11 protein-coding genes are annotated in these 13,493 nt (G+C 62.2%); 7 read left to right on the top strand and 4 right to left on the bottom strand.

The window, feature by feature from the left end:
* The first annotated feature begins 60 nt into the window (after positions 1-60).
* The 4 genes from ACFOGH_RS01895 to ACFOGH_RS01880 all read left to right on the top strand — a co-directional run bounded on the left by ACFOGH_RS01895 (position 61) and on the right by ACFOGH_RS01880 (position 4,580).
* Positions 61-819, top strand: a complete 759-nt coding sequence (locus tag ACFOGH_RS01895; protein WP_380071358.1) for an enoyl-CoA hydratase-related protein — start codon at positions 61-63, stop codon at positions 817-819.
* Positions 816-1,931, top strand: a complete 1,116-nt coding sequence (locus ACFOGH_RS01890; protein WP_380071357.1) for a 3-hydroxyacyl-CoA dehydrogenase — start codon at positions 816-818, stop codon at positions 1,929-1,931. The genes ACFOGH_RS01895 and ACFOGH_RS01890 overlap by 4 nt, the downstream gene beginning before the upstream one ends.
* A gap of 5 nt (positions 1,932-1,936) precedes the next feature.
* Positions 1,937-3,061, top strand: a complete 1,125-nt coding sequence (locus ACFOGH_RS01885; RefSeq protein WP_380071356.1) for an aminotransferase class V-fold PLP-dependent enzyme — start codon at positions 1,937-1,939, stop codon at positions 3,059-3,061.
* Positions 3,062-3,293: 232 nt separating this feature from the next.
* Positions 3,294-4,580 (top strand): O-acetylhomoserine aminocarboxypropyltransferase/cysteine synthase family protein, encoded by a 1,287-nt coding sequence (locus ACFOGH_RS01880; protein WP_380071355.1) that lies wholly within the window; start codon positions 3,294-3,296, stop codon positions 4,578-4,580.
* Between the two features lie 120 nt (positions 4,581-4,700).
* On the opposite strand, the gene ACFOGH_RS01875 is transcribed toward ACFOGH_RS01880, so the two are convergent.
* A complete protein-coding gene (locus ACFOGH_RS01875; RefSeq protein WP_380071354.1) occupies positions 4,701-5,387 on the bottom strand; it encodes an SIMPL domain-containing protein in 687 nt (228 codons plus the stop codon).
* A gap of 171 nt (positions 5,388-5,558) precedes the next feature.
* Here ACFOGH_RS01875 and ACFOGH_RS01870 point away from each other — a divergent pair, with 171 nt between their 5' ends.
* Positions 5,559-8,597, top strand: coding sequence for a hypothetical protein (locus ACFOGH_RS01870; RefSeq protein ID WP_380071353.1), 3,039 nt, complete (start codon positions 5,559-5,561; stop codon positions 8,595-8,597).
* Here ACFOGH_RS01870 and hppD read toward each other — a convergent pair whose 3' ends face one another.
* Positions 8,598-9,683: a 4-hydroxyphenylpyruvate dioxygenase gene (gene hppD, locus ACFOGH_RS01865; RefSeq protein WP_380071352.1), complete on the bottom strand. Its 1,086-nt coding sequence runs from the start codon at positions 9,681-9,683 to the stop codon at positions 8,598-8,600.
* Between the two features lie 132 nt (positions 9,684-9,815).
* Between hppD and ACFOGH_RS01860 the strand changes: the two genes are divergently transcribed.
* Both ACFOGH_RS01860 and ACFOGH_RS01855 read left to right on the top strand, forming a co-directional pair.
* A complete protein-coding gene (locus ACFOGH_RS01860; protein WP_380071351.1) occupies positions 9,816-10,271 on the top strand; it encodes an Lrp/AsnC family transcriptional regulator in 456 nt (151 codons plus the stop codon).
* A gap of 58 nt (positions 10,272-10,329) precedes the next feature.
* On the top strand, positions 10,330-12,291 hold the full coding sequence (locus tag ACFOGH_RS01855) for a cation:proton antiporter domain-containing protein (RefSeq protein WP_380071350.1): 1,962 nt from the start codon (positions 10,330-10,332) through the stop codon (positions 12,289-12,291).
* A 58-nt stretch (positions 12,292-12,349) separates the two neighbouring features.
* On the opposite strand, the gene ACFOGH_RS01850 is transcribed toward ACFOGH_RS01855, so the two are convergent.
* On the bottom strand, positions 12,350-12,859 hold the full coding sequence (locus ACFOGH_RS01850; RefSeq protein ID WP_380071349.1) for a CarD family transcriptional regulator: 510 nt from the start codon (positions 12,857-12,859) through the stop codon (positions 12,350-12,352).
* A 290-nt stretch (positions 12,860-13,149) separates the two neighbouring features.
* A complete protein-coding gene (gene fdxA / locus ACFOGH_RS01845) occupies positions 13,150-13,488 on the bottom strand; it encodes a ferredoxin FdxA (RefSeq protein WP_380071348.1) in 339 nt (112 codons plus the stop codon).
* Positions 13,489-13,493 lie beyond the last annotated feature (5 nt).

Here is a 13,493-nt window from a genome sequence, read left to right as displayed (position 1 = left end):
ACAATTTCAAGCTTGAAATTTCTCGCTTGAAATTTTCCCAAGCTGCCGCATAGTGCGCCCATGGAAACCCTGATCCTCACCCCGCATGACCTCTGGCTTCAGATCACCCTGAACCGACCCGAGGCCAAGAACGCGCTGAACACCGCAACGCTGGCGGCGCTGGCGGCAGCGTTGCAGGCGGCCACAGCCGATGCCAACATCCGCGCGGTGCTGCTTCACGGGGCCGAGGGCAATTTCGCCGCAGGGGCAGATATTACCGAGATCGAAGGCAAAACCAGCGCGCAAGCTGCCACCGATCCGCGCAAGGTGCATTGGGCCGCCATCCGCGCCTTCCCGAAACCGCTGATCGCCGCAGTCGATGGCTTTGCCCTCGGCGGGGGTCTCGAACTCGCCCTGATGGCCGACCTGATGATCCTTGGCGATAGCGCCAGACTCGGCCTGCCCGAAACCAACCTCGGCCTGATCCCCGGCGCGGGCGGCACGCAGCGGCTGTTGGCCCTTGCTGGCCGCGCCCGCGCCAGCCGGATGATCCTGAGCGGAGAGATCATCGACGCCGACACCGCCCACGCCTGGGGCATCGCCGCCTACCGCGCCACAGGTGCAGCCCTGCCCGACGCCATCGCACTGGCCGAGAAAATCGCCCTCCGCGCCCCCCTCGCGCTGCAAGCCGCCAAAGCCGCCCTCGTGGCCGGAGACGAATCCCCCCGCGCCTTTCCGCTTGAGCGCGCAGGGTTTGAGGCGCTGATGGACACCGCCGACAAAGCCGAAGGCATCGCCGCCTTCCGCGCCAAACGCAAACCCCAGTTCAAAGGCCAATGATGCATCCGACCATCGGCATAATCGGTCTTGGCACAATGGGCCTTGGCATCGCGCAAGTCTTTGCCCAAGCTAGCTTTCCCACCATCGCCACCGACGCCCACGCCCCTGCCCGCGACTCTGCCCGCACCCGGATGGAGCAAGCCCTGACCGCCCGCGTCAGCGCCGGAAAACTTAACCCAGAGGCCCGCGACGCCACCCTGAACAACCTGCACATCGCCGAGTCGCTCACCGATTTCGCCGCCTGCAGCCTGATCATCGAGGCAATCGTCGAGCGCGCCGACGCCAAACAAGCCCTATTCGCCGAACTCGAAGCGATCATCCCGGCCACGACGATCCTCGCCACCAACACTTCCTCCATCCCCGTCGCCACCATTGCCGCCACCGCCCAAACCCCAGACCGCATCCTCGCCCTGCATTTCTTCAACCCGCCCACCGCGATGAAGCTGGTCGAACTCGCGCCCCACGCAGGCACCGCCCAACATCACATCAACATCGCCCGACAACTGACGGAAACCGCAGGGAAAACCGTCATACAATGCCCCGACCGCCCCGGTTTCATCGTCAACCGCTGCGCGCGCCCCTATTATGGCGAGGCGCTGGCGCTCCTGTCCGAAGGCCACAAGGCCGCCGAGATTGACGCCGCCATGATGGCCGCAGGCTACCGGCTTGGCCCCTTCGCGCTGATTGATCTGATCGGCGCTGACATCAACCTTGCCGCCACGCAAGGCATGTCTGCCGCGATGCAAAAGCATCCGCGCTATCACGTTTTTCCGATCCTTGCCGCACAAGTCGCCTCGGGCGATCTGGGCCGCAAGACCGGGCGCGGCTTCATCTACCCCGCCGAGACCACGCCCGCGCCCAACCCCGACATTGCCCTGCGCATCGAAAGCACCCTGATCAACGAGGCCGCATGGCTGCTGGCCGAAGGCGGCACGACCGAACAAGGCATTGATACCGCCATGAAACTCGGCCTCAACTTCCCGCGAGGCCCGTTCGAGGCCCTTGCCCTGCACGGCCAGAACACCGTGTTGCAAACCCTGCAAAACCTCGCACAAAAAGCACCCGAGGCGCTAAAACCCCGCTACGCCCCCGCCCCCTATCTGATCCGGTGAACCCCATGTCTGAAGCCTATTTCCTCTATCATTCCATCGGCATGTATCCCGGTAAAACCGAAGATCTGGCGGCAGCGATGACCGAATTCGCCGGCGTCTGGGGCAAGCCCGATGACAGCCAATGGGCATATGCGCTTGGCAAACGCCAGAATTTCATCGACCGCTGGCGCGCGATCCTGAACGCCCCTGCGCAGTCGATCACCGCCACCGAAAACGTCACCGCCGCCTTTCATGCGCTGCTAAACTCGCTGCCCGAAGGCCATTTGAACGGCCGCAAGGTTCTCGTCGGGGCCGATTGCTTCCCGTCGAACCATTTCCTGTTGAACGGCATGGCCGAAAAATACGGCTTCACCCTGCATACCGTGCCACTGCGGCAGGGCATGGGTTACGTCGAGGATGACGATTTCCTCGACGCCTGGACGCCCGACGTTGGCCTCGCGCTGCTGACATGGGTGTCGTCGCTGACCTCGCATCGCATTGATCTCAAACGCATGGTGGCGCATGGACGCCGCATGGGCAGCCTGATCGGCACCGATATCACCCAAGCCGCAGGCCTGATCCCCTATGATGTGCTGGCACCCGAGGTTGATTTCACCATTAGCACCTCGCTGAAATGGATGTGCGGCACCCCCGGTGCAGGGATTCTTTATGTCAGCCCGCGCCTGACCCCGCATCTACATCCCGAACTGCGCGGCTGGTTCTCTCAGGCCAACCCGTTCAACTGGGATATCACCGCCTTCCAATACGCCCCCGACATCCGCCGCTTTGACAACGGCACCCCCGGCACCATGGCGGCCCTCGCCAGCCTGCCCGCACTGGATTGGCATAGCACCCAAGATCAAACCGCCCTGCTGGCCCACAACCGCCGCCTGACCGCCAAGCTGATCGAGGCCGCCGACGCGCTGAACCTGACCCTGCTCACCCCGCGCGACCCGGAAAAACGCGGCGGCTCGATCATGCTGCGGCTGCCTGACAGTCACCCCGCGGCCGAAGTCGTCACCGCCCTGCGCGCCCAAGGCATCACCACCGACGCGCGCAGCCAGACCCTGCGGCTCTCACCCGGCAATCTGACCACCATGGCAGGCACCGAGACGCTGATCGCCGCGCTGACAAAACTGCTGCGCCGCTAGCCATTCATCTTGGCAAAATACTCCCGCCGGAGGCTTCGACCCCGCCGCCAAAGCCCCCGGCACAGAACAAAAATCATCCGCCAAACCCTTAGCAAAGCCTAAACGCCTAAAACCACCCCATTGAAAAACAACAATTTTCCAAACGGTCCCAACTTGGGACCGTGACATTCTTTCCCGTTGCCCTGTTCTGCTGGTCGGCCTACCCTGCGCCCATTCATTCAGGGAGGATACCATGACCCAACCCCTCGGCTTCGACACCCTCGCCATCCATGCCGCAACGGCCCCCGACCCCGCCACCGGCGCGCGGCAGGTGCCGATCTATCAGACCACGGCCTACGTTTTCCGCGACGCCGACCACGCCGCGAAATTATTCAACCTGCAAGAAGTCGGCTATATTTATTCCCGCCTGACCAACCCCACCGTCTCGGCCCTTGCAAACCGCGTGGCCGCCCTCGAAGGCGGCGCGGGCGCGATCTGCTGCTCGTCGGGGCACGCGGCACAGATCATGGCGCTGTTCCCGCTGATGGGGCCGGGGCTGAACATCGTCGCCTCGTCGCGGCTTTATGGCGGCACCATCACCCAGTTCAGTCAGACCATCAAACGCTTCGGCTGGTCGGCCAAGTTTGTGGATACAGACAATCTGCTGGCCGTCGAACACGCCATCGACGCCAACACCCGCGCAATTTTCTGTGAAACCATCGCCAACCCCGGCGGCTATGTCAGCGATCTCGACGCTCTCGCCCGCATCGCAGACCGCGCCGGGATTCCGCTGATCGTGGACAACACCACCGCCACGCCGTATCTCTGCAAACCCATCGAGCATGGCGCGACTTTGGTGGTGCATTCCGCCACCAAATACCTGACCGGCAACGGCACGGTGACGGGCGGCGTGGTGGTGGATAGCGGCAAGTTCGACTGGTCGGCGAATGACAAATTCCCCAGCCTCAGCCAGCCCGAACCCGCCTATCACGGCCTTGCCTTCCACCCTGCCTTGGGCAGCATGGCGTTCACTTTCCACTCCATCGCCGTCGGTTTGCGCGATCTGGGCATGACGATGAACCCGCAAGGCGCGCATTACACGCTGATGGGGATCGAAACCCTTGGCCTGCGGATGCAGCGGCACGTCGAAAACGCCAAGATCGTCGCGGATTATCTGGAGCAAGATCCGCGGGTCGAGTTCGTAACTTACGCGGGGCTGAATTCTTCGCCCTACCGAAAACGCGCCGAATCCATTACGCCGAAAGGTGCCGGGGCCCTGTTCACCTTTGCGGTGAAGGGCGGCTACGACGCCTGCGTCAAGCTGGTGGATAACGTGAAACTGTTCAGCCATGTTGCCAACCTGGGCGACACACGCAGCCTGATCATCCACCCGGCCTCGACCACCCATCGCCAGCTTGAGGAAGCAGCGCAGATCAAGGCGGGGGCCGCGCCGAATGTCGTGCGCCTGTCGATCGGGATTGAGGACGTGCGCGATATCATCGCCGATCTGGATCAGGCCCTGACGGCCGCAACGGCCTGAATGGCAAAGCCCAGACCTGAGGGTCTGGGCCTACCATTCGTGAAAGACGCCCGCCGGGGGCTTTTGAGACCACTCTCGGATGCCTCCGGCGGGGATATTTAAGGACAGATGAAAATCAGGTCACTCTGCGATCTGATAGGTGATCGTGACCGAGGCCGTCATGCCGATCTGGCCCGAGGCGACGGGCACGGCGGCGGCGGATTTTTCATCGCGGAACATCGGCATCGGCGCGCCATAGCCCGCGGCCTCGGAAATCGCTTCGATCTTGCCCAGTTTGACGCCAGCAGCGGCGGCCAACAGTTCGGCGCGGGCCTTGGCATCGGCAACGGCAGCCTTGCGGGCCTCGTCCTGCACCGGGCGCGGCGATGCCAGATCAAAGGTGATGCCGTTCAGCGTATTGGCCCCATCGGTGATACTGGCATCCAGCACGCTGCCCAACTTGTCCAATTCCCGCACCCGAACGCTGAGCATGTTCGACGCCACATAGCCCGCGATCTTCGGGGTTTGCCCTGCGTCATAACCCACCCAATTCGGGTTCAGCGACAGGTTCGAGGTTTGCAGGTCACGGTCTTCGATCCCGGCAGATTTCAGCCGGTCGATCACCGCTTGCAGCGCCTTGGAATTGGCCGCCATCGCCTCGGCGGCTGATGCGCCATCGGTGGTGACACCCAGCGCAATCGTCGCCATGTCGGGCGTGACCTGAACCGTGCCTTCGCCCGTGACGGTGATCACATTATCGGCAACCGCCGGAGCGGCAAGGGGCAGAGCAAGGGCAGCAGACAACAGCAGGGCATTGAGAACACGCATGGGAACCTCCAAAAGTTATGCGTCTTAGGTGTAATGCTATGACGCGGGCCGCAAGCCATTCCTTGGTAGCGCCTTGCGTTTTTCTTTCCTTCGGCAAAAAGCTGCTATAGGAAGGGCCAAACCTTGCGGCGCGCGTTTCCTGCGGTGCCCTCCTTGTGCTAGATGCGTGAAATGAAACCAGCTTTTGCACTCGACTTCCGGGATGAAACCATCAGTTTGCTGCACCGCTCGGGCGGGGGCTGGCAGTTGGTGGGGGCCGTTCCGCTTTATACGCCCGATCTGACCGAGGCTTTGGGCTATCTGCGGGCGACAGCGCTTGGCCTGTCGCCGCGCGGGATGACCACAAAGCTGGTGATCCCGAATGATCAGATCCTGTATCTGAACGTCAATGCTCCGGGGCCTGATGAGGATGCACGGCGCGCACAGGTGGCGGCCGCACTGGAAGGCCGCACGCCCTATGACGTGGCCGATCTGGCGTTCGACTTTACGGGTGCAGGCCCCGAGGTGCAGGTGGCGGTGATCGCAAAAGAGACCTTGGCCGAGGCCGAGGCTTTTGCGGCGGAACATCGGCTGAACCCGATTGCCTTCGTTGCGGCCCCCAGCGCCGATAGTTTCGCGGCAGAGCCGTGGTTTGGCCTCTCATCGATGGCCGCTTCGTTGATGCCCGACGGCGCCGAGGTCGAGCGTGATGCTACCCCAGTTGCAATCGTGGCCCGCAGTTTCGCGGCAGCACAACCGGTTGAACAGCCCCCTGTGCCAGTTGTAGAGCCGGCGCCAGAGCCCGAACTTCCGCCGGTGCCAGAGCCCGAACTTCCGCTGGTGGTTCTGCCAGAAGATACGGCTGTTGCGGCAGAACCTGCGGTGGCCGAGCCTGTCGCAGCCGAGGTTGTTCACGAACCCGAACCGCCCGCCGAAATCATCCCCGCGCCCGAACTTGGCCAACCGGACGGTTTTTCACATGCCGAGGCGGTCGAGCCGCAGACTTATGACGATGCCCCCGACGAGATCGCCCCGCCGGTTGCCGTGGCCGAGGAAACCTGGCTTCGGCCAGAGCCGCCGCAGCAGGGCAAAGGCTTTGACCGCGTTGATGCGCCTGCATTGGATGACGACAATGCCCTGATCGCCGATCTGGCGGACACATTGTCATCGCCCATCGTCCAGCCCGCCCCGCCCCCGCCACCAGCCCCGCCGACGCGCAAGCCGGTGGTCGAGGTCGAAGAAGCCCCGATGGCGCTGGATGTCAGCGATGACACGCCCGACGCAGAAGAGGCAGAACCGCAAGGCGCGGATGTGATCCGGGCGGCGATTTCGGCCAAAACCGCGCGGGTGATTGATCCGGCGATTGCCGATGATCTGCCGCCGATGCCGCCCGCTGCGGCGCTGGGGGCGTTTTCCAGCCGCAGGCAGGCCAATGATCCGGTGTCTGGCAAGGCCCCGGCCTTGGGCGCCGCCAAACCTGGTGTGCAACGCCCTGCCGGAGCCAAACCATTGGCAGGGGTGCAGGGCATTGGCGCGCCAAGTCTGGGTCAAACGGCTGTCGGGGCGCCGCGCCCCGCTTCGGCCAAGCCAGATCTGACGGCAAAGGCGGCAAAACCCGGCAAATCCGGGCTCCGCGGGCTGTCGTCATTGGTCACTGCGCCAGCAGCGGCTGCAACGGCCAAGCCACGCAGCAAGGTTGCTATTCCTTCGGCCCTGCCACCTGTCAAATCGGCCGATCCAGCCGCCGCAGCCGTGGCAAAGCCACAGGCCAGCCGCACCAATGCCGGGGGCTTTGCAGCCCGTCCGCCGGTGCGTGGCAAGCCGCGTTACCTAGGCCTTCTGCTGACAGTGGCATTGCTGTTCTTGCTGGCAATGATTGCCGCTTGGTCGTCTTATTCCTTGGGCGCTTGGAACGACAGCACCACCGACCCAGTGCAAGTCGGCAGCGATGGCGGCGCGGGAAGCGACCTCTCGGCCACAGATGTGCCGGACGCCAATGACGAGATGCTGGCCGATATGCAGGACCCCGAAGCCCTGTCCGACACGGCCTCGGCCAGCGATCCGACGGTGCCGCAGTCCGACGAGGTAACGTCGCCCGAGGCTGCCGATCTGGCCGCTACTCCGCCCGAACCTGCTCCGGCGTTGGATGTTGCGACGGAAACCACCGCGCCCGTTAACCCGACAGCGGGCACCGATGATGAGATTTTCCTCGCCTCGATGGATGCAGCCCCGGTCTCGCCCGACCCGCTGACGCTTGAGCAACCCGTGACGCAGAGCGATCAGATGCCTGCCGCACAGCCTGCACCGCCGCCCTATGGCACGGTGTATCAATTTGCCGCCAACGGCACCATCACACCCACGCCGGAAGGCGTCATCACCCCCGAAGGCGTTTTCCTGCGTGCAGGCAAGCCTGCCCGCGTGCCGACCGCGCGGACCGAGGCCGTTATCGCAGCTGCAGCCGCAGCACGACCCGAAGTCGCAGCGGCTGTCGCCGAAGCCGTGGCCAGCGCTGGTGCAGCCCCCGCCGTTTATGCCGATCCTGCCTTGGCCGGTAAAAAGCCGAAAACCCGCCCCGCAGACCTGAAGCCGCCGGCCGATGCAGACCAAGGTGCGTTGGCTCCGCAAACCGATAGCCGTCTCGCAGGCCTGCGCCCGGCTGCGCGCCCCGACAGCATCCTTGTGGCCGGGCGTCAAGCACAACAGGCTTCGGCTGCGGCCTCGCTGACCGCACAAGCCGAGATGGCCAATCAGGCGGCAAACACGTCAAAGCTGGCGGTGGCGATCAGCCGCAAACCCGCCGCCCGCCCGCGTGATCTAAGCCGCGCCGTCGAGGCAGCAGTAGCCGCCGTCGCGCGCGAAACTCAGCCAGAGCCGGAACCCGCCGCCCAACCGCAGCCAAAACTGGCCGCGATCCCCGAAAAAGACGCCAGCCCCGAAGCTGATGGCGAGCCCGAAGTAGCCTCTGCCGCGCCGAAAATCCCGACCAAGGCGACCGTGGCGAAGCAGGCGACCTTCAAGAACGCGATCAACCTGTCAAAGCTGAACCTGATCGGGGTTTATGGCACGCAATCAAAGCGTTACGCGTTGGTTCGCACCGCGGCAGGCCGTTACAAAAAGGTCCGCGTCGGCGATACGATTGATGGCGGTGGCCGCGTGGCAGCCATCACGGCAACCGAAGTGCGCTATCAGAAAGGTGGCCGTCTGGTCGCCCTGGCGATGCCAAAGGGCTGATCAGCCAGCCTTCAGCACACCGCGATCAATCTGATCCTGTTCGATGCTTTCGAACAGCGCGCGGAAGTTGCCCTCGCCAAAGCCATCATCGCCCTTGCGCTGGATGAACTCGAAAAAGATCGGACCGATCACCGTTTTCGAGAAGATTTGCAGCAGAATCCGCGTTTCGCCGCCATCCACCACACCCTCACCGTCGATCAGGATGCCATGCTTGGCCATGGCATCCAGCGGCTCCTGATGCCCGACCACCCGGCTTTTCGACAGCTCATAGTAGGCCATCGGCGGCTTCGGCATGAACTTCAGCCCGCGCGCAGCAATCTCGTCAGTAGCGGCGTAAATATCCTGCGCACCGACCGCAATATGCTGAATCCCCTCGCCGTTATAGCGCTTCAGATATTCCACAATCTGCCCGGTCTCGCCTCGGTCCTCGTTGATCGGGATGCGGATGCGCCCACAGGCCGAGGTCAGTGCGCGACTGTAGAGACCCGAGTGCTTGCCCTCGATGTCAAAAAACCGGATCTGCTTGAAGCCAAAGATGCGGCCATAGAAATCAAACCACTTGTCCATATTGCCCTTGTGGACGTTATGGGTGAGGTGATCGAGGTAATAGAAGCCCACGCCTTTCGGCTGATCATCGGTGAAGGTGAAATCGCCATAGGGATTGGTGTCGCCGTATTGATCGACGAAATAGATCAAAGAGCCGCCAATGCCCACAATCGCTGGAACCTCTAGCGCCTTGGCACCCTCAAACGGCTCTGCGCCATGGGCAATCGCATGGGCAAAGGCATGCTGCGCATCGACCACGCGCCAGCCCATCGACGGCGCGCAAGGCCCGTGCAGATCGACAAAACGGCGGCCATGGCTGCCGGGGTCGTCGTTCAGAATGTAAGTGATGTCGCCCTGCTGCCACAACTCGATCGCCTTGGTCTTATGACGGGCGGACAGGCTGTAGCCCATACGGGCAAACAGTTCGCGCAGTTCTTGCGGATTGGGATGCGCGAATTCAACGAAAGCCATACCATCGGTGCCTGCCGGATTGGCGGCACTGATGCTGGCTTTGGCGGTGGAATGCGGAAACGGCCCCATGGTATTCCCCTTTTGACTGCGTTTCGTCATAATAACGCATTAGTGACACGGTATTTGCGCGTAGTTGGATTGTATTGCGCCGATCTGCGCGCGATACACGCGGAATATCAGAATTTGACGCGAGAAACCCGCATGCTGGACGCTACCGACTCACGTCTGCTGGCCGAGATACAGGCCAATGCGATGCTGACCGCGCAGGAACTGGGCGAAAGGTTGAACCTGTCGCCCAGCCAAGCTGCCCGCCGCAGGCAACGGCTGGAGGCCGAGGGCTTTGTGACGGGCTATGCCGCCCGGCTGTCGCCTGCCAAGGTTGGGCTGACGGTGCAGGCGTTTGTGCAGGTGCAGATGGCCACCCATTCGCCGGATGCCGCGCGCAGTTTCGGCACGCTGCTGGCCACCTGCCCCGAGATCGTCTCGGCCTGGACGCTGACCGGAGAGGCCGATTATCTGCTGCGGGTCTGGTGTGCCGATTTGCCGGATCTGAATCGGGTGATCCATCAGCTTTTGCTGCCGCATCCGGCGGTGGCACGGGTGCAAAGCCAGATCGTGATGGATCAGTTCAAGGCCGACGCCCCCCTGCCGACCTGAGCCGATTGCTATCAAATTCGTTGTTCCGCCCCTGTTATTGATTGTCTGAAAGTCCGTCATGGAAAGTTTTCTGCTGCAAGCCTCGATCTACCTCGGCACCGCGGTTTGCGTGGTGCCTTTGGCGGTGCGTCTGGGGTTGGGCTCGGTGCTGGGCTATCTGGCCGCCGGGATCCTGCTGGGGCCGATTCTAGGCATTGCAGGCACCGAAACCGCCGATTTGCAGCACTTTGCCGAGTTTGGCGTGGTGCTGATGCTGTTCCTGATCGGGTTGGAGTTGGAGCCGCGCTCGTTGTGGGAGATGCGGCACAAGCTGCTGGGCATGGGTGGCGCGCAGGTGATGCTGACCACCGCAAGTGTATCAATAATCCTGATCTGGTTTGGCATAACGCCGGCGGTGGCACTGATTTTGGGAATGATGGCCTCGCTGTCGTCCACCGCGATTGTTCTGCAAACCCTGTCGGAAAAGAACCTGATGCGCACGCAAGGGGGCCGCTCGGCGTTCTCGGTGCTGCTGACGCAGGATATCGCGGTGATCCCGATGCTGGCGATTATCCCGCTGTTGGCCCTGCCCGACCTGTTCAGTTCGCGGGCAACGGTGTTCGGCGTCTCGAACCCGCAGGATGTGGTGGAACATGAAGCGACTTCGGCACTGATCAGCACGGTGCAATCGCTGCCGGGCTGGGGCGCAGGCCTGCTGACGCTGGCGATTGTCGCGGGCATCGTGCTGGCGGGCCATTACCTCAGCCGTCCGATCTTTCGCTTCGTGCATGCCGCCAAACTGCCCGAGATGAGCACCTTCATCAGCCTGCTGATGGTCTTGGGCATCGCGTTTCTGATGATGCTGGTCGGCCTGTCGCCCGCCCTTGGCACCTTTGTGGCGGGCGTAGTTCTGGCCAACTCAGAGTTCCGCCATCAACTCGAGGCTGATCTGAAGCCGTTCAAGGGCCTGCTATTGGGGCTGTTCTTCATGACCGTCGGCGTTGGCATCAACTTCAAGATGCTGGCGCGCGAGCCGCTGACCGTGCTGGGCCTGACTTTGGGCCTTATGCTGCTAAAGGCGTTGATTCTGGTGGCGATTTCCTTCGTTTTCAAACTGAAACGCCAAGATCGCTGGCTGTTCTCACTGAGCTTGGCGCAGGGCGGCGAGTTTGGATTTCTGATCGTCAGTTTTGCGCGATCGGAAAGTGCTTTGCCGCTGGCTGCGGGGCAAATGGGGCTGCTGGTGATCAGCCTGTCCATGCTGCTGACGCCCCTGCTGTTCATCGGCTATGATTGGCTCAGCGCCCGCTTTGCCCATCGCACCCCCGACCAAACCCCGGATGAGATTGACGAAAAGGGCCGGGTGATCATCGCAGGGATCGGCAGGTTCGGCCAAGTGGTCAACCGTTTGATCCGCACCTCTGGCATCCCGACGGTGGTGCTGGACAACGATATGACCACGATTGAAACCATGCGCAAATTCGGTGTGAAGGGCTTTTTCGGCGACCCCGCCCGCCCCGAACTGCTGGAGGCCGCAGGGCTTGCCGAGGCGCAGGTGATCGTGATTGCGGTGGACGACAGCGATACCGCGACCCGCATCGTGCGCTACGCCCGTTCGCGCCGCTCGGACATTCACATCGTCGCCCGCGCGCGCGACCGCGTGCATGTGTATGAACTGTATCAGGCCGGCGCCAATGACATCGTGCGCGAAACCTTCGACAGCTCGATCCGCGCGGGCCGCTATGTGCTGGAAAACATGGGGTTTTCCGAATACGAAGCCGCGAAGGTTTCTCAGGCCTATTTCCGGGTGGATCGCGGCGCGATGCGCGATCTGGCTGAGGTCTGGGTGCCAGGCCAGCCCACCCATCTGAACGAGGCCTATATCGCGCGCGCCAAGCAACTCGACCGCGATCTGGAAATCGCGCTGATGGAGGAATTGCACGAGGTCAAACCAATGGCCGCCGAAGAACCGCCCGAAGTGCTGCAAGCCATGCTGTTCCCCGATATGGAACCCCACAGCGAAAAGCCCGCCGAGCATTGAAAACCGCAATGAAAAAGGCGGCCCCGCAGGACCGCCTTTTCCGAAAACTTACGTCCGATCAGGCCGCGCGGCCAACCAGCACATCGCCGACTTTCTTCTGCGCACCAGCTTCATCCACGCCGGAAACCGCCGCCACTTCGCGGGTCAGACGCTCCAACGCCGCCTCATAGAGTTGACGCTCGGAGTAGGACTGCTCGCGCTGATCATCGCTGCGGTGCAGATCGCGCACCACTTCGGCAATCGCCATCAGATCGCCCGAGTTGATCTTTTGCTCATATTCCTGCGCCCGACGCGACCACATCGCCCGTTTGACGCGGGCCTTGCCCTTCAGCGTATCCAGCGCCTTCGTCACCAGATCGGGAGACGACAACGACCGCATCCCCACATCGGTGGCCTTGTGGGTCGGAACCCGCAGCGTCATCTTGTCTTTTTCAAACGAGATCACGAACAGTTCCAGCACAAAGCCGGCAACTTCCTGTTCCTCGATCGACACAATACGACCGACGCCATGGGCAGGATACACAACGAACTCATTCGGACGAAAATCAGGCTTCTTCGATTTGGTCATTCAGTCGCTTCCTCGGCAGGAACCTGTTCCGCAAAAAACACAACCGTTCCGGGAAATCACCCCGATCAAACGGCTTTGCTTTTTGACTAGATTTTCACCCCAAGCGAGCAGCTTTGAGGTTTGTGCAGGCATCCGTGTTTATTTGTAACCAATGTATAACACAAAAATGCAACGATTCCAATCGCCGAGAAAGATCAACTCCTTGGCATTACAGGTTGGAATCACAGTGTTTTTGCCATCAGGCCCAAATTGGCAACGCAGCTATGCCGAATCAGCGACAGTGCAGCGCCTCAGTTGCCCTGCCCCGGTGCTTCCGAGAAATACTTCTCGCGCTTGCCGGTTTCGCCGTCACGTTCTTCGTAACCCGGCAGCGGGTCTTTCTTGGTCACGATCACCGGCCACATTTCCGAATATTTCCGGTTGAATGTCACCCAGGCATCCATATCCGGCTCGGTATCCGGGCGGATCGCATCGGCGGGGCATTCGGGCTCGCAGACGCCACAGTCGATGCACTCATCCGGGTGGATGACCAGCATGTTCTCGCCCTCATAGAAGCAATCCACCGGGCACACTTCGACGCAATCGGTGTATTTGCAGGCGATGCAGTTGTCGATCACAACGTAGGTCATGGGGC

The organism is Cypionkella sinensis, from assembly GCF_042646385.1.
GTDB lineage: Bacteria > Pseudomonadota > Alphaproteobacteria > Rhodobacterales > Rhodobacteraceae > Cypionkella > Cypionkella sinensis.
This window is presented reverse-complemented; position numbering and strand designations above follow the sequence as displayed.